Source organism: Escherichia sp. WS1368 (assembly GCF_046487485.1).
GTDB classification, from domain to species: Bacteria; Pseudomonadota; Gammaproteobacteria; order Enterobacterales; family Enterobacteriaceae; genus Escherichia; species Escherichia coli.
In genome coordinates this window covers 162,997-184,532 of the sequence record NZ_JBJQJI010000002.1, presented here as the reverse complement: position 1 = coordinate 184,532, position 21,536 = coordinate 162,997, and the positions used below count along the sequence as shown (strand labels likewise).

Here is a 21,536-nt window from a genome sequence, read left to right as displayed (position 1 = left end):
GAATATATGACTACACTTTGTGGGAAAACAAAGGCGTAATCACGCGGGCTACCTATGATTCTTATAATTTATGCGCATCCGTATCCGCATCATTCCCATGCGAATAAACGGATGCTTGAACAGGCAAGGACGCTGGAAGGCGTCGAAATTCGCTCTCTTTATCAACTCTATCCTGACTTCAATATCGATATTGCCGCCGAGCAGGAGGCGCTGTCTCGCGCCGATCTGATCGTCTGGCAGCACCCGATGCAGTGGTACAGCATTCCTCCGCTTCTTAAACTTTGGATCGATAAAGTCTTCTCACACGGCTGGGCTTACGGTCACGGCGGCACGGCGCTGCATGGCAAACATTTGCTGTGGGCGGTGACGACCGGCGGCGGGGAAAGCCATTTTGAAATTGGTGCGCATCCGGGCTTTGATGTGCTATCGCAGCCGCTACAGGCGACGGCAATCTACTGCGGGCTGAACTGGCTGCCACCGTTTGCCATGCACTGCACCTTTATTTGTGACGACGAAACCCTCGAAGGGCAGGCGCGGCACTATAAGCAACGTCTGCTGGAATGGCAGGAGGCACATCATGGATAGCCATACGCTGATTCAGGCGCTGATTTATCTCGGTTCGGCGGCGCTGATTGTACCCATTGCGGTACGTCTTGGTCTGGGATCGGTACTTGGCTACCTGATCGCTGGCTGCATTATTGGCCCGTGGGGGCTGCGACTGGTGACCGATGCCGAATCTATTCTGCACTTTGCCGAGATTGGCGTGGTGCTGATGCTGTTTATTATCGGCCTCGAACTCGATCCACAAAGGCTGTGGAAGCTGCGTGCGGCGGTGTTCGGTGGTGGCGCATTGCAGATGGTGATTTGCGGCGGCCTGCTGGGGCTGTTCTGTATGTTGCTTGGGCTGCGCTGGCAGGTCGCGGAATTGATCGGCATGACGCTGGCGCTCTCCTCTACGGCGATTGCCATGCAGGCGATGAATGAACGCAATCTGATGGTGACGCAAATGGGTCGCAGTGCCTTTGCGGTGCTGCTGTTCCAGGATATCGCGGCGATCCCGCTGGTGGCGATGATCCCGCTACTGGCGGCGAGCAGTGCCTCGACGACGATGGGCGCATTTGCTCTCTCGGCGTTAAAAGTGGCGGGTGCGCTGGTGCTGGTGGTACTGCTGGGGCGCTATGTCACGCGTCCGGCGCTGCGCTTTGTCGCCCGCTCTGGCTTGCGGGAAGTGTTTAGTGCCGTGGCGTTATTCCTCGTGTTTGGCTTTGGTTTGCTGCTGGAAGAGGTTGGCTTGTCGATGGCGATGGGCGCGTTTCTGGCGGGCGTACTGCTGGCAAGCTCGGAATATCGTCATGCGCTGGAAAGCGATATCGAACCCTTTAAAGGTTTGCTGCTGGGGCTGTTTTTCATTGGCGTTGGCATGTCGATAGACTTTGGCACGCTGATTGAAAACCCATTGCGTATTGTCATTCTGCTGCTCGGTTTCCTCATCATCAAAATCGCCATGCTGTGGCTGATTGCCCGACCGTTGCAGGTGCCAAATAAACAGCGTCGCTGGTTTGCGGTGTTGTTAGGGCAGGGTAGTGAGTTTGCCTTTGTGGTATTTGGTGCGGCGCAGATGGCGAATGTGCTGGAGCCGGAGTGGGCGAAATCGCTGACCCTGGCGGTGGCGCTGTCGATGGCGGCAACGCCGATTCTGCTGGTGATCCTCAATCGCCTTGAGCAATCTTCTAGTGAAGAGGCGCGTGAAGCCGATGAGATCGACGAAGAACAGCCGCGGGTAATCATCGCCGGATTCGGTCGTTTTGGGCAGATCACCGGACGTTTACTGCTCTCCAGCGGGGTGAAAATGGTGGTGCTCGATCACGATCCGGACCATATCGAAACCTTGCGTAAATTTGGTATGAAAGTGTTTTACGGCGATGCCACGCGGATGGATTTACTGGAATCTGCGGGAGCGGCGAAAGCGGAAGTGCTGATTAACGCCATCGACGATCCGCAAACCAACCTGCAACTGACGGAGATGGTGAAAGAACATTTCCCGCATTTGCAGATTATTGCCCGCGCCCGCGATGTCGACCACTACATTCGTTTGCGTCAGGCAGGCGTTGAAAAGCCGGAGCGTGAAACCTTCGAAGGTGCGCTGAAAACCGGGCGTCTGGCACTGGAAAGTTTAGGTCTGGGGCCGTATGAAGCGCGAGAACGTGCCGATGTGTTCCGCCGCTTTAATATTCAGATGGTGGAAGAGATGGCAATGGTTGAGAACGACACCAAAGCCCGCGCGGCGGTCTATAAACGCACCAGCGCGATGTTAAGTGAGATCATTACCGAGGACCGCGAACATCTGTCATTAATTCAACGACATGGCTGGCAGGGAACCGAAGAAGGTAAACATACCGGCAACATGGCGGATGAACCGGAAACGAAACCCTCATCCTAATAAAGAGTGACGTAAATCACACTTTACAGCTAACTGTTTGTTTTTGTTTCATTGTAATGCGGCGAGTCCAGGGAGAGAGCGTGGACTCGCCAGCAGAATATAAAATTTTCCTCAACATCATCCTCGCACCAGTCGACGACGGTTTACGCTTTACGTATAGTGGCGACAATTTTTTTTATCGGGAAATCTCAATGATCAGTCTGATTGCGGCGTTAGCGGTAGATCGCGTTATCGGCATGGAAAACGCCATGCCGTGGAACCTGCCTGCCGATCTCGCCTGGTTTAAACGCAACACTTTAAATAAACCCGTAATTATGGGCCGCCATACCTGGGAATCCATCGGTCGTCCGCTGCCAGGACGCAAAAATATTATCCTCAGCAGTCAACCGGGTACTGACGATCGCGTTACGTGGGTGAAATCGGTTGATGAAGCCATCGCGGCGTGTGGTGACGTACCAGAAATCATGGTGATTGGCGGTGGTCGCGTTTATGAGCAGTTCTTGCCCAAAGCGCAAAAACTGTATCTGACGCATATCGACGCAGAAGTGGAAGGCGACACCCATTTCCCGGATTACGAGCCGGATGACTGGGAATCGGTATTCAGCGAATTCCACGACGCTGATGCGCAGAACTCTCATAGCTATTGCTTTGAGATTCTGGAGCGGCGGTAAGTTTGTATATTAGAATTCCGGCATCACTGATACGTGCAGATATCCGTGTTTACTAGACGTATAAATTGTACAGGAGCACGATATCATGACTGCAAAACGTACCACACAAAGTGTGACCGTCACCGTCGACCGTGAGTTAGTCAATCGCGCTCGTGATGCAGGCTTAAATATGAGCGCCACCCTTACGGTTGCGCTCAATGCTGAACTTAAAAAACATGCAGCAACACGTTGGCGTGAAGAGAACGCAGAAGCTATCGCTGCGTTAAATCAATTGGCTGATGAAACCGGATGTTTCTCTGATGAGTACCGGAGCTTCTAGCGATGCAATTTACGGTATACCGCAGTCGCGGCAGGAACGCCGCGTTTCCCTTTGTTATCGATGTTACCAGCGACATTATTGGTGAGATTAATCGCCGTATTGTTATTCCATTAACACCTATTGAACGATTTATCCGTATTCGCCCTCCAGAACGGCTTAACACAATCCTTTTACTGGTAGACGGCTCATGACGCATGAGACTGCAACTGTTCCAGTTAACGCGCAGGGAACGAAATTTTGCGATGCCAGCGCGCACCGAACGTTGATTAAAGGGGCATTAGATTTTATGCTCGACGGGATTTAAGACGCGACCGCCTCTCCTTCGCCCATATCCTTATGCCGGTTCGACGGCTGGACAAAATACTGTTTATCTTCCCAGCGCAGGCAGGTTAATGTACCACCCCAGCAGCAGCCAGTATCCAGCGCGTAAATACCTTCCGGCGTACCTTTGCCTTCCAGCGATGCCCAGTGACCAAAGGCGATGCTGTATTCTTCAGCGACAGGGCCAGGAATCGCAAACCACGGTTTCAGTGGGGCAGGGGCTTCTTCTGGCGATTCTTTGCTGTACATATCCAGTTGCCCGTTCGGGAAGCAAAAACGCATCCGGGTAAAGGCGTTGGTGATAAACCGCAGTCTTCCTAGCCCCCGCAATTCCGGTGACCAGTTATTTGGCATATCGCCGTACATGGCATCAAGAAAGAAGGGATAGGAGTCACTCGACAGCACCGCTTCTACATCGCGCGCGCACTCTTTGGCGGTCTGCAGATCCCACTGTGGCGTGATCCCGGCGTGGGCCATCACCAGCTTTTTCTCTTCGTCGATTTGCAGCAGAGGCTGGCGACGCAGCCAGTTAAGCAGCTCGTCGGCATCCGGCGCTTCCAGCAGCGGTGTCAGGCGATCTTTCGGTTTATTGCGGCTTATCCCGGCAAATACCGCCAGCAGATGCAGATCGTGATTGCCCAGCACCAGACGTACGCTGTCGCCTAAGGATTTCACATAGCGCAAAACATCCAGCGAACCCGGGCCGCGCGCGACCAGATCGCCCGTCAGCCAGAGGGTATCTTTCCCAGGGGTAAATTCTACTTTATGCAGCAATGCGATCAGTTCATCGTAACAACCATGAACGTCGCCAATAAGGTATGTCGCCATATTCTTTTAATGAATGAGTGTGGGAACGGCGAGTCGGAATACGGGAATGTCGATGCTGAAAGGGACGCCATTTTCATCGATCATTTCGTAGTGACCCTGCATGGTGCCCAGCGGGGTTTCAATGATTGCACCGCTGGTGTACTGGTACTCTTCGCCAGGCGCGATAAGTGGCTGGACGCCAACCACTCCTTCGCCCTGGACTTCGGTTTCACGGCCATTGCCATTGGTGATCAGCCAGTAACGCCCCAACAACTGCACTGGCGCTCGCCCCAGATTGCGTATGGTTACGGTATAAGCAAAAACGTAACGTTCATTATCAGGTGAAGATTGTGCCTCAATGTAGACGCTTTGAACCTGAATACACACTCGGGGCGAATTGATCATCGTTAACTCTCCTGCAAAGGCGCGTTCTCCGCCAGATAGTTCGCCATCTGGCAATATTGCGCGACAGAGATATTTTCCGCTCGCATCGCCGGGTCGATCCCCATTCCTGTTAACACCTCGACGCTAAACAGGTTGCCGAGGCTGTTACGAATGGTTTTACGACGCTGGTTAAAGGCTTCGGTGGTGATGCGGCTCAACACGCGAACATCTTTAACCGGGTGAGGCATCGTTGCATGAGGAACCAGGCGCACGACGGCGGAATCCACTTTGGGTGGTGGTGTAAAGGCTGACGGCGGTACTTCCAGCACTGGGATCACGTTGCAATAGTATTGCGCCATGACGCTTAATCGACCATACGCCTTGCTGTTCGGTCCTGCAACCAGACGATTCACCACCTCTTTTTGCAACATAAAGTGCATGTCGGCAATGGCATCAGTATAGCTAAACAGATGGAACATCAACGGCGTGGAGATGTTATAAGGCAGGTTGCCGAAAACACGCAGCGGCTGACCCATTTTCTCGGCCAGTTCGCCAAAGTTAAAGGTCATCGCATCCTGCTGATAAATCGTCAGTTTCGGGCCTAAGAATGGATGCGTTTGCAGACGTGCCGCCAGATCGCGGTCAAGTTCGATGACCGTCAGCTGGTCCAGACGTTCGCCGACCGGTTCGGTCAATGCCGCCAGACCGGGACCGATTTCGACCATCGCCTGGCCCTTCTGCGGGTTAATGGCAGAAACAATGCTGTCGATCACGAACTGATCGTTGAGAAAGTTTTGCCCGAAGCGTTTACGGGCTAAGTGGCCCTGGTGGACTCGATTATTCATTGGGTGTTAACAATCATTTTGATGGCGAGATTAAGCGCCGTAATAAAACTGCCGACATCGGCTTCGCCACGTCCCGCCAATTCAAGCGCGGTGCCGTGGTCCACTGATGTGCGAATAAAGGGCAGGCCCAGCGTAATGTTCACACCGCGCCCGAAGCCCTGGTATTTTAGCACGGGAAGACCCTGATCGTGGTACATCGCCAGCACGGCGTCGGCGTTATCGAGATATTTCGGCTGAAACAGGGTATCGGCAGGCAGCGGCCCGTTGAGTTTCATCCCCTGCGCCCGCAGCTTGTCGAGCACCGGAATAATGGTGTCTATCTCTTCCGTACCCATATGACCGCCTTCGCCCGCGTGCGGATTCAGCCCGCAGACCAGAATGCGCGGTTCGGCAATACCAAATTTGGTCCGCAAATCGTGATGCAAAATAGCAATCACTTCGTGCAAAAGCGCAGGGGTGATAGCATCTGCGATATCGCGCAGCGGTAAATGCGTCGTTGCCAGCGCCACGCGAAGTTCTTCGGTCGCCAGCATCATCACCACTTTTTTCGCCTGCGAACGCTCTTCGAAAAACTCGGTATGACCGGTAAACGGAATGCCTGCGTCGTTAATGACGCCTTTATGCACGGGGCCTGTGATCAGCGCAGCAAATTCACCGTTCAGACAGCCATCACACGCTCGCGCCAGCGTCTCCACCACATAATGCCCATTTTCAACCGCTAACTGCCCCGCAGTGACAGATTCACGTAGCGCGACAGGAAGTAGCGTTAATGTGCCCGCAGTTTGCGGTTGTGCAGGGGAGGTGGGGGAATAAGGGCGGAGGGTGAGCGGCAAACCGAGCATCGCTGCCCGGTCGGTAAGGAGAGTGGCATCGGCACAAACAACCAGTTCGACCGGCCACTCACGCTGTGCAAGCTGGACAACTAAGTCCGGGCCAATCCCGGCGGGCTCGCCGGGAGTGATCACAACACGTTGGGTTTTAACCATTAGTTGCTCAGGATTTTAACGTAGGCGCTGGCACGTTGTTCCTGCATCCAGCTTGCTGCTTCTTCCGAGAACTTACGGTTCATCAGCATGCGGTACGCACGATCTTTCTGTGCCGCGTCGGTTTTATCGACATTACGGGTATCCAGCAGTTCGATTAAATGCCAGCCGAATGAAGAGTGAACCGGTGCACTCATTTGACCTTTGTTCAGGCGGGTCAGGGCGTCACGGAAGGCCGGATCGAAAATATCTGGTGTAGCCCAACCGAGATCACCGCCCTGGTTAGCAGAGCCTGGATCCTGAGAGAACTCTTTCGCTGCGGCAGCAAAAGTCGTTTTACCACTCTTGATATCGGCAGCAATCTGTTCCAGTTTCACGCGGGCCTGTTCGTCAGTCATGATCGGCGACGGTTTCAGCAGAATATGGCGAGCATGAACTTCGGTCACCGAGATATTTTTGCTTTCGCCGCGCAGGTCGTTAACTTTCAGAATATGGAAGCCAACGCCGGAACGAATTGGGCCAACAATGTCGCCTTTCTTCGCGGTGCTTAATGCCTGGGCGAAGATCCCCGGCAACTCCTGAATACGGCCCCAGCCCATCTGGCCGCCGTTCAGTGCCTGCTGGTCGGCAGAATGAGCAATCGCCAGCTTACCGAAATCAGCGCCGTTACGCGCCTGATCGACAATGGCACGCGCCTGGCTTTCCGCTTCGTTCACTTGATCAGAGGTCGGGTTTTCCGGCAGCGGGATCAGGATGTGGCTCAGGTTCAGCTCAGTGCTGGCGTCGTTTTGGTTACCCACCTGCTGCGCCAGGGATTCGACTTCCTGCGGCAGGATGGTGATGCGACGACGCACCTCGTTGTTACGCACTTCAGAGATAATCATCTCTTTGCGGATCTGGTTACGATAGGTGTTGTAGTTCAGACCATCGTAAGCCAGACGGCTGCGCATCTGATCCAGCGTCATGTTGTTCTGTTTCGCGATGTTAGCAATCGCCTGATCCAGCTGCTCATCGGAGATTTTTACTCCCATTTTCTGCCCCATCTGCAGGATGATTTGATCCATGATCAAACGTTCCATGATTTGGTGGCGCAGCGTCGCGTCATCAGGAAGTTGCTGCCTTGCCTGAGCAGCGTTCAGTTTTACCGACTGCATTAATCCATCAACGTCGCTTTCCAGCACGACGCCGTTATTGACGACGGCTGCGACTTTATCGACTACCTGGGGGGCAGCGAAACTGGTATTCGCGATCATGGCGATACCGAGAAGCAGCGTTTTCCAGTTCTTCATACTTTTTCCATTTCAATTAACCGCACTGCGGATTACGTGGTAAATCAACAAATCACAAAGTGTTTTGATACGGCAGAATGTTCGAACGCAGCATCTCTTGCGTACCCAGACCGTAGTTGGAGCTCAGGCCGCGAAGTTCGATGTTAAAGCCGATTGCGTTGTCATATACCGCATGTTGTTTATCGTTATCCCAACCGTTCAGCTTCCGCTCGTAACCGACGCGAATTGCATAGCAGCAGGAGCTGTATTGCACACCTAACATAGAGTCGGCTTGCTTGTTCGCATTGGTGTCGTAGTAGTAGGCCCCAACAATTGACCAACGATCGGCAATTGGCCAGCTGGCGACGGCACCTACCTGCGAAATACCATTCTTATATTGCTCAGCTGTGGAATAGTACTTAGGCAGCGTAGCCTGAATATATTCCGGGCTGGCGTAACGGTAATTCAGCTGTACCAGACGGTCTTCATCCCGACGGTATTCAATGCTGGAGTTACTGGTCGCTACGTTATCCAGACGTGTATCGTACTGAATCCCGCCACGCAATCCCCAACGCTCGGAGATACGCCAGTAAGTATCGGCTGCCCACACCAGTGAGCCCGTTTTGTCGTCATTCTCCCATGTTATGTTGTCATCGCCAGTGCGAGACTCCGTGAAATAGTAGATTTGACCAACGGAAATATTAAAACGTTCAACGGCAGCATCATCATATATGCGAGATGTGACACCGGTCGTCACCTGGTTAGCGGAGGCAATACGGTCAAGACCGCCGTAAGTCCGGTCCCGGAACAGGCCAGAGTAGTCAGATTGCAGCAGAGACGAGTCGTAGTTATAGATGTCGCTCTGATCGCGATACGGCACGTATAAATACTGCGCGCGCGGTTCCAGCGTTTGGGTATAACCCGGAGCCAGCATTTCCATATCGCGTTCAAAGACCATTTTGCCGTCAACTTTGAATTGCGGCATTACGCGGTTAACGGATTCGTCCAGCTTGGTTGTGTTTCTGGAGTTATACCAGTCAAGATTAGTTTGCTGATAATGAGTTGCCAGCAACTTCGCTTCGGTATTGATGCTGCCCCAGTTATTAGAGAGCGGCAAATTGATGGTCGGTTCCAGGTGAACTCGGGTTGCTTCAGGCATGTCGTCTCTGGTGTTTACAAAGTGCACTGCCTGGCCGTAAATACGTGTATCAAACGGACCAACATCATTCTGGTAGTAGTTAACGTCTAACTGCGGCTCTGCCGAGTAGCTACTGGTGTTCTGCTCGCTGAAGACCTGGAACTGCTTGGTTGAAACGGTGGCATTGAAGTTTTGCACCGCATAGCCAACGCTGAATTTTTGCGTTGCGTAGCCGTCAGTACTGGAACCGTACTTGTTATCGAAATCATTGAAGTAGCTAGGATCGCTGACCTTGGTGTAGTCGACGTTGAAACGCCACACCTGATCCATGACCCCGGAGTGGTTCCAGTAGAATAACCAACGACGTGAACTGTCATCGTTCGGGTGTTCATCTTCATAGACTTTATCTGAAGGCAGATAGTCCAGTTCCATCAAGCCAGCGCCCGCCTGGGAGAGGTAGCGGAATTCGTTCTCCCACATGATATTGCCACGACGATGCATATAATGCGGCGTGATGGTGGCATCCATATTTGGCGCGATGTTCCAGTAATATGGAAGGTAGAACTCAAAGTAGTTGGTGGTGGTGTACTTGGCGTTCGGGATCAAGAAACCAGAGCGACGTTTGTCACCCACCGGCAACTGCAAATAGGGGCTATAAAAGATCGGTACCGGACCCACCTTAAAGCGGGCGTTCCAGATCTCCGCAACTTGTTCTTCGCGGTCATGAATAATTTCGCTACCTACCACGCTCCAGGTGTCAGAACCCGGCAGACAGGAGGTAAAGCTACCGTTATCCAGAATGGTATAGCGGTTTTCGCCACGTTGTTTCATCAGGTCCGCTTTACCGCGGCCCTGACGACCCACCATCTGGTAATCACCTTCCCAGACATTGGTATCTTTGGTGTTCAGATTCGCCCAGCCTTTCGGCCCTTTGAGGATCACCTGGTTATCGTCGTAATGGACATTACCGAGCGCATCAACGGTACGTACCGGCTCCGGTTGTCCTGGTGCCTCTTTTTGATGGAGCTGCACTTCGTCGGCCTGCAGACGGCTGTTACCCTGCATGATATCCACGCTGCCAGTAAACACGGCGTCATCCGGGTAGTCCCCTTTCGCGTGGTCAGCATTGATAGTCACGGGTAAGTCATTGGTATCGCCCTGTACCAGAGGACGGTCATAGCTTGGCACGCCCAACATGCACTGTGAGGCGAGGTCGGCTGCCAGTCCCTGTTGACTATAAAGGGCGGTGGCAATCATGGTGGCCAGGAGAGTGGGGATACGTTTTTTCATACGTTGATTTTATTGTTCCATCATCGGTAACGTTGCGCGTGACAAACGGTCAGAGACTAACGTACTCGTCATCTCTACGCTAGTGTTAATCCTGTCCGAATAGCGTCAGTGGTGTTAGGCACGGCATTGAATGACAGGTATGATAATGCAAATTATAGGCGATGTCCCACAATTGACCGCAGCCGGAAAACGGTAAAAGCACCTTTATATTGTGGGAGATAGCCCTGATATCCGTGTGTCGATTTGGGGAATATATGCAGTATTGGGGAAAAATCATTGGCGTGGCCGTGGCCTTACTGATGGGCGGCGGCTTTTGGGGCGTAGTGTTAGGCCTGTTAATTGGCCATATGTTTGATAAAGCCCGTAGCCGTAAAATGGCGTGGTTTGCCAACCAGCGTGAGCGTCAGGCGCTGTTTTTTGCCACCACTTTTGAAGTGATGGGCCATTTAACCAAATCCAAAGGTCGTGTCACGGAGGCTGATATTCATATCGCCAGCCAGTTGATGGACCGAATGAACCTTCATGGCGCTTCCCGTACTGCGGCGCAAAATGCGTTCCGGGTGGGAAAATCAGACAATTACCCGCTGCGCGAAAAGATGCGCCAGTTTCGCAGTGTTTGCTTTGGTCGTTTTGACTTAATTCGTATGTTTCTGGAGATCCAGATTCAGGCGGCGTTTGCTGATGGTTCACTGCACCCGAATGAACGGGCGGTGCTGTATGTTATTGCTGAAGAATTAGGCATCTCCCGCGCCCAGTTTGACCAGTTTTTGCGCATGATGCAGGGCGGTGCACAGTTTGGCGGCGGTTATCAGCAGCAATCTGGCGGTGGTAACTGGCAGCAAGCGCAGCGTGGCCCGACGCTGGAAGATGCCTGTAATGTGCTGGGCGTGAAGCCGACGGATGATGCGACCACCATCAAACGTGCCTACCGTAAGCTGATGAGTGAACACCATCCCGATAAGCTGGTGGCGAAAGGTTTGCCGCCTGAGATGATGGAGATGGCGAAGCAGAAAGCGCAGGAAATTCAGCAGGCCTATGAGCTGATAAAACAGCAGAAAGGGTTTAAATGACCCTGTAAATGATGCTGAGTAACTGCCCACGATTAAAGGTGGCCGCCCTGGCGGTCACTTCTTTGAGAAAAGGCGTTTACTCAGAGTGGTGGACAGGCTCAATACACGGTTTATGGGAAAGTTTCTGTTGGTTTTATCGCGTTGACCCTGCTTAAGGTTGAGAGCTTTACGACGAGCGGAATTATATTTTTACGTCTTAAAAATAAAAAACACATATCTGAATGAGCGATTTTTGAAAGTATATTTATTCAGAGCGCGCATCATGAGTTTTTAACTCAATGCGAGGCTATTACCATGAAAGTATCAGTTCCAGGCATGCCGGCTACACTTTTAAATATGAGCAATAACGATATTTATAAGATGGTGAGCGGGGACAAGATGGACGTGAAGATGAATATCTTTCAACGCTTGTGGGAGACGTTACGTCATCTGTTCTGGTCAGATAAACAGACTGAGGCTTATAAACTTCTGTTCAATTTCGTGAATAAAAAGGCTGGCAACATCAACGCCTCAAAATACTTTACTGGGGCTGTCGACGAGAATGAGAAAGAAAAGTTTATCCATAGTCTGGAATTATTCAATGAACTCAAAACATGCGCAAAAAATCCGGATGAGATGGTCGCAAAGGGCAAGATGCGCTGGGTCGCCGAGATCTACGGTGATATCGAGTTAAGTGTCACTTTTTTCATTGAAAATAAGGAGATATGTACTCAGACGTTGCAGCTGCATAAAGGCCCAGGTAACTTGGGCGTTGATCTTGGAGAGGCTTACCTTCCCGGCGTTGACATGAGGGATTGTTACTTTGGTAAAAAAACAATAATAGATAAAAAAGCCCTTTACTTGGAACCTGGGTGGAATGCTAACCTGGACGGTGCTACCCTGGACGGTGCTATCCTGGACGGTGCTACCGTGGATGGTGCTACCCGCCTATATGCTGAGGTAATTATTATTAATAAAATCACCCCAAAAAAAATTGTTACTGAAGGAGTTGCTACTAAACAAAGTACTGCTGAAAAATTATTGCCAACGCAATTATTGAATGATCCAGAATAAGCTAAGGTTGAAGGGGCTGGAACGCCCCTTCAACCTTAGCAGTAGCGTGGGATGATTTCACAATTAGAAAGACCTGCATGATGAGCTAGAGAAGAGGCTGGTGATGCAAGGCGTCGTGCACGACGCGGATCACCGAGATGGGCATCGCCAACCAGACTGCTAATTAGCCCATGAATAACAATCAGAAAGGACCATAACAGACCCGATAAAATGAAATAATAGAGACGATCAACGGGTGAAGAAAAAGTTCAAAAATTCGCTGTGGAGCAGGAAGGGAATTACCGAATGGAAAGCGTAGCCACACGCAACAACTGAAAGCAGTTTGGCAGAAACAAAAAATCCCCGGACTCGGGGATTTATGTACAAGAGGCAGCCCTTAGGATGAGGGTATAAACGTACAGGAAAGGTTAAAAATCCGCTGGCGCTTTAAACGTCATACTATTGCCATACGCCGGATGGGTAATCGTCAGCATCTCTGCATGTAGCAACAAACGCGGTGCCATTGCTCTCGCTTCTGGTGATGCATAAAAACGATCGCCGAGAATCGGATGACCCAGCGCCAGCATATGCACACGCAGCTGATGCGAACGCCCGGTAATCGGTTTTAACACCACTCTTGCCGTGTTATCCGCCGCATATTCCACCACTTCATACTCCGTCTGCGCAGGTTTACCTGTTTCGTAACAGACTTTCTGTTTCGGGCGGTTTGGCCAGTCGCAAATCAGCGGCAGATCCACCAGACCTTCTGCGGGGGATGGATGCCCCCAGACGCGGGCCACATACTGCTTTTTCGGCTCGCGCTCGCGGAACTGGCGTTTTAACTCCCGCTCCGCGGCTTTGGTCAGCGCCACTACAATCACGCCGCTGGTAGCCATATCCAGACGATGCACCGATTCTGCCTGCGGATAATCACGCTGAATGCGCGTCATCACGCTGTCTTTGTGCTCTTCCAGACGACCCGGCACAGACAACAAACCGCTCGGCTTGTTGACCACCATAATATGGTCATCCTGATACAGGATAACCAACCAGGGTTCCTGCGGTGGATTGTAGTTTTCCATCCCCATTTTCGGCTCCGTTACTGATGCGTTACAACGATCAAACGCAGGGCATCCAGACGCCAGCCTGCCTGATCCAGGCTTTCCATTACCTGCTGACGGTTGCTCTCAATGGCGGTCAGTTCGTCGTCACGAATGTTCGGGTTCACTGCACGCAGAGCTTCCAGACGAGACAGCTCGGCAGACAGTTTTTCGTCGGCTTCGTTACGTGCGGCATCAATCAGTGCACGGGCAGATTTCTCGATCTGTGCTTCCCCCAGCTGAAGGATAGCGTGAACATCCTGCTGCACGGCGTTAACCAGTTTGCTGCCGGTGTGACGGTTAACCGCGTTAAGCTGACGGTTAAAGGTTTCAAACTCCACCTGCGCCGCCAGGTTGTTGCCGTTTTTATCCAGCAGCATACGTACCGGCGTCGGTGGCAGGAAGCGGTTGAGCTGCAACTGCTTCGGAGCCTGGGCTTCGACCACGTAAATCAGTTCCACCAACAGCGTACCTACCGGCAACGCTTTGTTTTTCAACAGTGAAATCGTGCTGCTACCGGTATCGCCAGAAAGGATCAGATCCAGACCGTTGCGGATCAGCGGATGCTCCCAGGTAATAAACTGCGCATCTTCACGCGCCAGCGCCACTTCACGGTCGAAGGTGATGGTGATGCCATCTTCCGACAAGCCTGGGAAGTCCGGCACCAGCATATGATCGGACGGGGTCAGCACGATCATGTTGTCGCCGCGATCGTCCTGATTGATACCGATAATATCGAACAGATTCATGGCGAAGGCGATCAGGTTGGTATCGTCATCCTGCTCTTCAATGCTTTCTGCCAGTGCCTGGGCTTTTTCGCCACCGTTGGAATGGATTTCCAGCAGGCGGTCACGACCCTGTTCCAGCTGTGCTTTCAGCGCTTCATGTTGCTCGCGGCAGTTTTTGATCAGATCGTCAAAGCCTTCGGTTTGATCCGGTGAAGCCAGATAGTTAATCAGATCGTTGTATACACTATCGTAAATAGTGCGTCCGGTCGGGCAGGTGTGCTCGAATGCATCCAGACCTTCGTGATACCAGCGCACCAGCACCGACTGAGCGGTTTTCTCCAGATAAGGCACATGGATCTGAATATCGTGCGCCTGGCCGATACGATCCAGACGACCAATACGCTGCTCCAGCAGATCCGGGTTGAATGGCAGGTCAAACATCACCATGTGGCTGGCGAACTGGAAGTTACGTCCTTCAGAACCGATTTCCGAGCACAGCAGTACCTGTGCGCCGGTGTCTTCTTCAGCAAACCAGGCGGCAGCGCGGTCACGCTCAATAATCGACATGCCTTCGTGGAACACCGCAGCGCGGATACCTTCACGTTCGCGCAGTACTTGCTCCAGTTGCAGCGCAGTGGCAGCTTTGGCGCAGATCACCAGCACTTTCTGAGAGCGATGGCTGGTCAGGTAGCCCATCAGCCACTCAACGCGCGGATCGAAGTTCCACCAGGTGGCGTTATCACCTTCAAATTCCTGATAAATACGCTCCGGGTAGAGCATATCGCGAGCGCGATCTTCCGCACTTTTGCGTGCGCCCATAATGCCGGAGACTTTAATAGCCGTCTGATACTGCGTCGGCAGCGGCAGCTTGATGGTGTGCAGCTCGCGTTTCGGGAAGCCTTTCACACCGTTACGCGTGTTACGGAACAGCACGCGGCTGGTGCCGTGGCGATCCATCAGCATGGAAACCAGTTCCTGACGGGCGCTCTTTGCATCTTCGCTGTCGCTGTTTGCTGCTTGCAACAGCGGCTCGATATCCTGCTCGCCGATCATCTCACCGAGCATGTTCAGTTCATCATTGCTCAGTTTGTTACCTGCCAGCAGCATGGCAACGGCGTCCGCAACCGGACGATAATTTTTCTGTTCTTCAACGAATTGCGCAAAATCGTGGAAACGGTTCGGGTCCAGCAGACGCAGACGGGCGAAGTGGCTTTCCATCCCCAGTTGTTCCGGGGTTGCGGTCAGCAGCAGAACGCCGGGCACGTGCTCTGCCAGTTGTTCAATGGCCTGATATTCGCGGCTCGGCGCATCTTCGCTCCACACCAGGTGATGGGCTTCATCGACCACCAGCAGATCCCATTCGGCTTCACAGAGATGTTCCAGACGCTGTTTGCTACGACGGGCAAAATCCAGCGAGCAAATCACCAGCTGTTCGGTGTCGAACGGGTTGTAAGCATCGTGCTGAGCTTCGGCATAACGCTCATCATCAAACAGAGCAAAGCGCAGGTTGAAACGGCGCAGCATTTCTACCAGCCACTGATGCTGTAAGGTTTCCGGGACGATAATCAGCACACGTTCAGCAGCGCCAGAGAGCAGTTGCTGATGCAGGATCATCCCGGCTTCAATGGTTTTCCCTAAACCGACTTCGTCAGCGAGCAGGACGCGCGGCGCGTGGCGGCGACCAACATCATGAGCGATGTTGAGCTGGTGCGGGATCAGGCTGGTACGCTGACCGCGCAGGCCGCTGTACGGCATACGGAACTGTTCGCTGGAATACTTACGCGCGCGATAACGCAGCGCAAAGCGGTCCATACGGTCAATCTGCCCGGCAAACAGACGGTCTTGCGGTTTGCTGAACACCAGTTTGCTATCAAGGAAAACTTCACGCAGGGCTACGCCGGACTCTTCAGTATCCAGGCGAGTACCGATATAGGTCAGCAAGCCATTTTCTTCTTTTACTTCTTCGACTTGCATCTGCCAGCCGTCATGGCTGGTAATAGTATCACCAGGGTTGAACATCACGCGGGTCACGGGGGAATCACTGCGTGCGTACAGACGGTTTTCACCAGTAGATGGGAAAAGTAAAGTGACAGTTCGCGCATCCACCGCGACAACGGTTCCAAGTCCCAATTCGCTTTCTGTATCGCTGATCCAGCGTTGACCAAGTGTAAAAGGCATATGTGTTCGGCTCTATATCTTTAATTGCAGGCAATAACCACCCGCTACCGTGCTTATGAGGTAGTGGTGTTATTCAGGTCCAGGAATGGAAAGGGCGCTATGGTACTGGATGGCAAAGCATTCGTCACGCATCAAAATGGTATCTGGCGAACTCTTTTTTTGCTCAAAATAGCCCAAGTTGCCCGGTCATAAGTGTAGCAAAATTATCCTCAATAAAAGGGAGTATTCCCTCCGCCACGGGTTGTAGCTGGCGGGTCAGATAGTGTTCGTAATCCAGCGGTGAACGTTGGTAGTCCAGCGGCTCCGGGCCGTTGGTGGTCCATACGTACTTAATGGTGCCGCGGTTCTGATATTGCAAGGGGCGACCGCGCTTTTGGTTTTCTTCATCGGCAAGGCGAGCGGCGCGTACATGAGGCGGAACATTACGCTGATATTCGCTCAGCGGACGGCGAAGGCGTTTACGGTAAACCAGCCGCGCATCCAGTTCACCCGCCATCAGTTTGTCGATGGTTTCGCGGACGTACTCCTGATATGGCTCGTTGCGGAAGATACGCAGGTACAGCTCCTGCTGAAACTGCTGGGCCAGCGGCGTCCAGTCGGTGCGCACGGTTTCCAGCCCTTTAAACACCATCCGCTGTTTATCGCCCTCCTGAATCAGCCCGGCATAACGCTTTTTACTACCGGTATCGGCTCCGCGAATGGTTGGCATCAGAAAACGGCAGAAATGGGTTTCATACTCCAGTTCTAATGCGCTGGTCAGCCGTTGTTTTTGCAGCGTTTCTGCCCACCAGGCGTTAACGTGCTGCACCAGTGCACGACCAATTTTCGCCGCTTCTTCTTCCGAATGTGCGCCTTTCAACCAGACAAACGTTGAGTCGGTATCGCCGTAGATCACGTCGTAGCCCTGCGCTTCAATCAATGCTTTGGTTTGCCGCATGATCTGATGACCACGCATGGTGATCGACGACGCCAGGCGCGGATCGAAGAAGCGGCAGGCGGTGGTGCCAAGCACGCCATAAAAGGCATTCATAATGATCTTCAGCGCCTGCGAAAGCGGCTTATTACCCTGACGTTTGGCTTCATCGCGCCCGTGCCAGATGTTAGTCACAATCTCCGGCAGGCAATGTTTCTCCCGCGAGAACCAGGCGTCGAGAAAACCTTCGGTGCTGTGCTCTGGATCAGGCTGCGCCATGCCTTCCACCAGCCCGACGGGATCAATCAGAAAGGTGCGGATGATCGACGGGTACAGGCTTTTGTAGTCCAGCACCAGTACCGAATCATAAAGCCCTGGCCGCGAATCCATCACATAGCCGCCAGGGCTGGCGTGTGGCGGCACTTCGCCGAGATTAGGCGCGACATAACCAGCGCGATGCATTCGGGGAAAATAGAGATGACCAAACGCTGCCACCGACCCCCCGTGGCGGTCTACCGGCAGGCCGTTAACCGTCGCTCGTTCGAGTAAAAACGGCATGATTTCAGTTTTGTGGAAGATCTGCGTCACCAGTTCGCAATCTTTCAGGTTATAAGTTGCCAGCGCAGGTTTATCTTCGGCGAAACGGCGGTCAATTTCGTCCATTCGATCCCACGGGTTATCGATAGATTTTCCTTCGCCTAATAGCTCCTGAGCGACAGTTTCCAGCGAGAATGAAGAGAAATTCCAGAACGCGGATTTCAGCGCCTCGATACCGTCGATAATCAGTCGCCCTTTGGCTTGGGCAAAAAAGACGCCGTTTTTGAAGCCGTGTTCGCGCCACTCCAGCTCGCTGTTATCACGCCCAAGACGCAGTGGAATACGATAACGCTCGGCATGTTTTTGCAGCATTCGCAGATCAAACTGCACCACGTTCCAGCCGATGATCACATCAGGATCGTGAGTCGCAAACCAGGCGTTGAGTTTTTCCAGTAGCTGCGGGCGGCTGGCGACGTATTCCAGTTCGAAATCGAGCGCGGAGGCGTCGCCATTCTCTGGCCCCAGCATATAAACGATGCGCTGCCCGCAACTTTCCAGGCCGATGCAGTACAGCTCACCGTGGCGGGTGGTTTCAATATCAATAGAAACCCACCTTAGCGGCGGACGATAGTCGGGATGCGGTTTCAGACGGGCATTAACAATAGTGCCATTGCGCATATCACCCTCGACCCACACCGGTGAGGTGATAAACCGCTCCATCAGATAGCGTTCTGGCGGGCGCACATCGGCCTCGTAGACGGTAACGCCAGCTTCACGCAGGCGCTTTTCGTAATTCATCAACTGGCGATGGGCGCGACAGTAAAGGCCATACACCGGTTGGCGGTGAAAATCTTTTAACGCCAGCGGCGTCAAGCGAAAGCCTTGTTCACCCTGCAAAATATGCTGAGCGCGGGGAACCTGATCGGCGGGAATAAACGCCACGGACTCTTGCGGTGCAAGCGTAACCTGCAACGGCCCGTTGTCCGTCGCCAGCCAGAAGGAGACCTCTGTCCCTTGCGGGGTGTCCCGCCAGTGTCGGGTTAAGATAAAACCTGCCTGCGCCACGCTAAAAATCCAATAAAAAACCAGGCTTGATTATAGCCTGGTTTCGTTTGATTGGCTGTGGTTTTATACAGTCATTACTGCCCGTAATATGCCTTCGCACCATGCTTACGTAAATAATGTTTATCCAGCAACGTTTGCTGCATATCCGGTAACTGCGGAGCAAGCTGGCGGCAGAAAATCCCCATATAAGCGACTTCTTCCAGCACGATGGCGTTGTGCACCGCATCTTCGGCATTTTTGCCCCATGCAAACGGGCCGTGAGAATGGACCAGAACGCCGGGCATTTGTGCTGCGTCGATCCCCTGTTTTTCGAAGGTTTCGACGATCACTTTTCCTGTTTCCCATTCATATTCGCCGTTGATTTCCGCATCGGTCATTTTGCGGGTGCAGGGAATGGTGCCGTAGAAATAGTCGGCGTGGGTGGTACCGGTTGCCGGAATTGACTGGCCCGCCTGCGCCCAGATGGTGGCGTGGCGCGAGTGTGTGTGCACAATGCCGCCAATGGACGGGAATGCCTGATAGAGCAGCCGGTGAGTTGGCGTGTCGGAGGAGGGCTTTTTCGTTCCTTCAACCACTTCACCGGTTTCGATGCTGACCACGACCATATCGTCAGCGGTCATGACGTTGTAATCGACGCCGGAAGGTTTGATCACAAAGACGCCGCGCTCGCGATCAACGGCGCTGACGTTGCCCCATGTGAGCGTGACCAGGTTATGTTTTGGCAGCGCCAAATTGGCTTCTAATACCTGGCGTTTGAGATCTTCTAACATGTTGACTCCTGAGAGGTCGTTTCCCCTCGCCCCGGCCCTCTCCCCAAAGGGGCGAGGGGGAAAACAATGCCGGATGCGCTTTGCTTACCCGGCCTACAAAATCGCAGCGTGTAGGCCTGATAAGACGCGCCAGCGTCGCATCAGGCGTTACACACCTGATGCAGCTACTTAGCGACGAAATCCGTAATACACTTCGTTCCAGCGCAGCGCGTCTTTAAACGCGGGCAGGCGGGTGTCGTTATCAATCACCGTGATTTCAATGTCGTGCATCTCGGCAAACTGGCGCATATCGTTGAGGTTCAGCGCATGGCTGAAAACAGTATGGTGCGCGCCACCAGCAAGGATCCATGCTTCGGAAGCAGTTGGCAGATCCGGTTGCGCTTTCCACAGCGCATTCGCCACCGGCAGTTTCGGCAGGGAGTGCGGTGTTTTCACAGTGTCGATGCAGTTAACCAGCAGACGGTAACGATCGCCGAGATCAATCAGGCTGGCGACAATCGCCGGACCAGTTTGGGTATTGAAGATCAGGCGGGCAGGATCGTCTTTACCGCCAATACCGAGGTGTTGAACGTCGAGGATCGGTTTCTCTTCTACGGCGATCGACGGACAGACTTCCAGCATATGGGAGCCGAGCACCAGATCATTACCTTTCTCGAAGTGATAGGTGTAGTCCTCCATAAAGGAGGTGCCGCCCTGCAGACCGGTTGACATCACCTTCATGATGCGAAGCAGGGCGGCAGTTTTCCAGTCGCCTTCGCCCGCAAAGCCGTAACCCTGCTGCATCAGACGCTGTACGGCCAGACCAGGAAGCTGTTTCAGACCGTGCAAATCTTCAAAGGTGGTGGTGAACGCGTGGAAGCCACCTTGTTCCAGGAAACGCTTCATCCCCAGCTCAATACGCGCCGCTTCCAGCACGTTCTGGCGTTTTTCGCCGTGGATTTGTGTGGCAGGCGTCATGGTGTAGCTGCTTTCATACTCATCGACCAGCGCGTTAACATCGCCATCGCTGATGGAGTTCACCACCTGCACCAGATCGCCAACCGCCCAGGTATTGACGGAGAAACCGAACTTGATCTGTGCGGCAACTTTATCACCATCGGTGACCGCTACTTCACGCATGTTATCGCCAAAACGGCAGACTTTCAGATGACGGGTATCCTGTTTAGATACCGCCTGACGCATCCAGGAGCCGATACGCTCATGGGCTTGTTTATCCTGCCAGTGACCGGTAACCACGGCATGTTGCTGACGCATACGCGCGCCAATGAAGCCGAACTCGCGACCGCCATGTGCAGTCTGGTTCAGGTTCATAAAGTCCATATCGATGCTATCCCACGGCAGCGCCGCGTTGAACTGGGTGTGGAATTGCAGCAACGGTTTGTTGAGCATGGTCAGGCCGTTGATCCACATTTTGGCCGGGGAGAAAGTGTGTAGCCACACTACCAAGCCGGCGCAACGATCGTCGTAATTCGCGTCACGGCAAATAGCGGTGATTTCATCCGGCGTGGTGCCCAGCGGTTTCAGCACCAGTTTGCAGGGCAGTTTCGCTTCCGTATTCAGCGCATTAACGACGTGCTCGGCATGTTGGGTGACCTGACGCAGGGTTTCCGGGCCATACAGATGCTGGCTGCCAATTACAAACCACACTTCATAATTATCAAAAATCGTCATTGTCGT

At 53.0% G+C, this 21,536-nt stretch carries 17 protein-coding genes and 2 pseudogenes; 7 read left to right on the top strand and 12 right to left on the bottom strand.

Translation table 11 applies throughout. The features are described 5' to 3' along the window. Positions 1 to 54 precede the first annotated feature (54 nt). The 5 genes and pseudogenes from kefF to ACJHYD_RS06520 all read left to right on the top strand — a co-directional run bounded on the left by kefF (position 55) and on the right by ACJHYD_RS06520 (position 3,734). Positions 55 to 585, top strand: coding sequence for a glutathione-regulated potassium-efflux system oxidoreductase KefF (gene kefF / locus ACJHYD_RS06540; protein WP_000600725.1), 531 nt, complete (start codon positions 55 to 57; stop codon positions 583 to 585). Continuing rightward, complete coding sequence (gene kefC, locus ACJHYD_RS06535) at positions 578 to 2,440, top strand: glutathione-regulated potassium-efflux system protein KefC (protein WP_000377113.1); 1,863 nt, start codon at positions 578 to 580, stop codon at positions 2,438 to 2,440. The genes kefF and kefC overlap by 8 nt, the downstream gene beginning before the upstream one ends. Before the next feature lie 191 nt (positions 2,441 to 2,631). Continuing rightward, entirely contained in the window at positions 2,632 to 3,111 is a 480-nt protein-coding gene (folA, locus tag ACJHYD_RS06530; RefSeq protein WP_000624375.1) for a type 3 dihydrofolate reductase, read from the top strand. 85 nt (positions 3,112 to 3,196) lie between these two features. Continuing rightward, complete coding sequence (locus ACJHYD_RS06525; RefSeq protein ID WP_000125566.1) at positions 3,197 to 3,430, top strand: type II toxin-antitoxin system CcdA family antitoxin; 234 nt, start codon at positions 3,197 to 3,199, stop codon at positions 3,428 to 3,430. 2 nt (positions 3,431 to 3,432) lie between these two features. Further along, positions 3,433 to 3,734 (top strand): annotated as a pseudogene (locus ACJHYD_RS06520) (CcdB family protein). On the opposite strand, the gene apaH reads toward ACJHYD_RS06520, so the two are convergent. From apaH to lptD, 6 genes are read right to left on the bottom strand one after another with little or no spacing between them, the layout of a single operon-like run. After that, positions 3,731 to 4,579 (bottom strand): bis(5'-nucleosyl)-tetraphosphatase (symmetrical) ApaH, encoded by an 849-nt coding sequence (gene apaH / locus ACJHYD_RS06515; protein ID WP_000257196.1) that lies wholly within the window; start codon positions 4,577 to 4,579, stop codon positions 3,731 to 3,733. The pseudogene ACJHYD_RS06520 and the gene apaH sit on opposite strands and share 4 nt — an antisense overlap. Positions 4,580 to 4,585: 6 nt before the next feature. Next, positions 4,586 to 4,963 (bottom strand): Co2+/Mg2+ efflux protein ApaG, encoded by a 378-nt coding sequence (apaG, locus tag ACJHYD_RS06510; protein ID WP_000610901.1) that lies wholly within the window; start codon positions 4,961 to 4,963, stop codon positions 4,586 to 4,588. A gap of 2 nt (positions 4,964 to 4,965) precedes the next feature. Next, positions 4,966 to 5,787 (bottom strand): 16S rRNA (adenine(1518)-N(6)/adenine(1519)-N(6))-dimethyltransferase RsmA, encoded by an 822-nt coding sequence (rsmA, locus tag ACJHYD_RS06505; protein WP_001065381.1) that lies wholly within the window; start codon positions 5,785 to 5,787, stop codon positions 4,966 to 4,968. Continuing rightward, positions 5,784 to 6,773 (bottom strand): 4-hydroxythreonine-4-phosphate dehydrogenase PdxA, encoded by a 990-nt coding sequence (pdxA, locus tag ACJHYD_RS06500; RefSeq protein ID WP_001550588.1) that lies wholly within the window; start codon positions 6,771 to 6,773, stop codon positions 5,784 to 5,786. The genes rsmA and pdxA overlap by 4 nt, the downstream gene beginning before the upstream one ends. Continuing rightward, positions 6,773 to 8,059 carry a peptidylprolyl isomerase SurA gene (gene surA / locus ACJHYD_RS06495; protein ID WP_000800457.1) on the bottom strand — a complete coding sequence of 429 codons (1,287 nt, stop codon included), beginning with the start codon at positions 8,057 to 8,059 and terminating at the stop codon, positions 6,773 to 6,775. Before surA ends, pdxA begins: the two co-directional genes overlap by 1 nt. A gap of 52 nt (positions 8,060 to 8,111) precedes the next feature. Further along, the gene (gene lptD, locus ACJHYD_RS06490) at positions 8,112 to 10,466 is read right to left on the bottom strand and encodes an LPS assembly protein LptD (protein ID WP_001550589.1); all 2,355 of its coding nucleotides are present in this window, start codon (positions 10,464 to 10,466) and stop codon (positions 8,112 to 8,114) included. A 254-nt stretch (positions 10,467 to 10,720) separates the two neighbouring features. Between lptD and djlA the strand changes: the two genes are divergently transcribed. Then, a complete protein-coding gene (gene djlA / locus ACJHYD_RS06485) occupies positions 10,721 to 11,536 on the top strand; it encodes a co-chaperone DjlA (protein ID WP_001200573.1) in 816 nt (271 codons plus the stop codon). 294 nt (positions 11,537 to 11,830) lie between these two features. After that, entirely contained in the window at positions 11,831 to 12,589 is a 759-nt protein-coding gene (espY1, locus tag ACJHYD_RS06480) for a T3SS effector EspY1 (protein ID WP_001550590.1), read from the top strand. Positions 12,590 to 12,605: 16 nt separating this feature from the next. On the opposite strand, the pseudogene ACJHYD_RS06475 reads toward espY1, so the two are convergent. The 6 genes and pseudogenes from ACJHYD_RS06475 to araA form a co-directional block, all read right to left on the bottom strand. Next, a pseudogene (locus ACJHYD_RS06475) lies at positions 12,606 to 12,784 on the bottom strand (transposase DNA-binding-containing protein); the annotation flags it as partial. A 212-nt stretch (positions 12,785 to 12,996) separates the two neighbouring features. Further along, positions 12,997 to 13,656, bottom strand: coding sequence for a bifunctional tRNA pseudouridine(32) synthase/23S rRNA pseudouridine(746) synthase RluA (gene rluA / locus ACJHYD_RS06470; protein ID WP_000525176.1), 660 nt, complete (start codon positions 13,654 to 13,656; stop codon positions 12,997 to 12,999). Between the two features lie 11 nt (positions 13,657 to 13,667). Beyond that, on the bottom strand, positions 13,668 to 16,574 hold the full coding sequence (gene rapA, locus ACJHYD_RS06465) for an RNA polymerase-associated protein RapA (RefSeq protein WP_001550591.1): 2,907 nt from the start codon (positions 16,572 to 16,574) through the stop codon (positions 13,668 to 13,670). Positions 16,575 to 16,737: 163 nt separating this feature from the next. Then, complete coding sequence (gene polB / locus ACJHYD_RS06460; protein WP_001550592.1) at positions 16,738 to 19,089, bottom strand: DNA polymerase II; 2,352 nt, start codon at positions 19,087 to 19,089, stop codon at positions 16,738 to 16,740. A gap of 74 nt (positions 19,090 to 19,163) precedes the next feature. Then, complete coding sequence (araD, locus tag ACJHYD_RS06455) at positions 19,164 to 19,859, bottom strand: L-ribulose-5-phosphate 4-epimerase (RefSeq protein WP_000888651.1); 696 nt, start codon at positions 19,857 to 19,859, stop codon at positions 19,164 to 19,166. Between the two features lie 168 nt (positions 19,860 to 20,027). After that, the gene (gene araA / locus ACJHYD_RS06450; protein WP_000151750.1) at positions 20,028 to 21,530 is read right to left on the bottom strand and encodes an L-arabinose isomerase; all 1,503 of its coding nucleotides are present in this window, start codon (positions 21,528 to 21,530) and stop codon (positions 20,028 to 20,030) included. Positions 21,531 to 21,536 lie beyond the last annotated feature (6 nt).

Excerpts from the sequence above, each read along its gene's own strand:
- kefF (WP_000600725.1), top strand. The coding sequence starts at position 55 with ATGATTCTTATAATTTATGCGCATCCGTATCCGCATCATTCCCATGCG.
- kefC (WP_000377113.1), top strand. The coding sequence starts at position 578 with ATGGATAGCCATACGCTGATTCAGGCGCTGATTTATCTCGGTTCGGCG.
- folA (WP_000624375.1), top strand. The coding sequence starts at position 2,632 with ATGATCAGTCTGATTGCGGCGTTAGCGGTAGATCGCGTTATCGGCATG.
- ACJHYD_RS06525 (WP_000125566.1), top strand. The coding sequence starts at position 3,197 with ATGACTGCAAAACGTACCACACAAAGTGTGACCGTCACCGTCGACCGT.
- apaH (WP_000257196.1), bottom strand. The coding sequence starts at position 4,579 with ATGGCGACATACCTTATTGGCGACGTTCATGGTTGTTACGATGAACTG.
- apaG (WP_000610901.1), bottom strand. The coding sequence starts at position 4,963 with ATGATCAATTCGCCCCGAGTGTGTATTCAGGTTCAAAGCGTCTACATT.
- rsmA (WP_001065381.1), bottom strand. The coding sequence starts at position 5,787 with ATGAATAATCGAGTCCACCAGGGCCACTTAGCCCGTAAACGCTTCGGG.
- pdxA (WP_001550588.1), bottom strand. The coding sequence starts at position 6,773 with ATGGTTAAAACCCAACGTGTTGTGATCACTCCCGGCGAGCCCGCCGGG.
- surA (WP_000800457.1), bottom strand. The coding sequence starts at position 8,059 with ATGAAGAACTGGAAAACGCTGCTTCTCGGTATCGCCATGATCGCGAAT.
- lptD (WP_001550589.1), bottom strand. The coding sequence starts at position 10,466 with ATGAAAAAACGTATCCCCACTCTCCTGGCCACCATGATTGCCACCGCC.
- djlA (WP_001200573.1), top strand. The coding sequence starts at position 10,721 with ATGCAGTATTGGGGAAAAATCATTGGCGTGGCCGTGGCCTTACTGATG.
- espY1 (WP_001550590.1), top strand. The coding sequence starts at position 11,831 with ATGAAAGTATCAGTTCCAGGCATGCCGGCTACACTTTTAAATATGAGC.
- rluA (WP_000525176.1), bottom strand. The coding sequence starts at position 13,656 with ATGGGGATGGAAAACTACAATCCACCGCAGGAACCCTGGTTGGTTATC.
- rapA (WP_001550591.1), bottom strand. The coding sequence starts at position 16,574 with ATGCCTTTTACACTTGGTCAACGCTGGATCAGCGATACAGAAAGCGAA.
- araD (WP_000888651.1), bottom strand. The coding sequence starts at position 19,859 with ATGTTAGAAGATCTCAAACGCCAGGTATTAGAAGCCAATTTGGCGCTG.
- araA (WP_000151750.1), bottom strand. The coding sequence starts at position 21,530 with ATGACGATTTTTGATAATTATGAAGTGTGGTTTGTAATTGGCAGCCAG.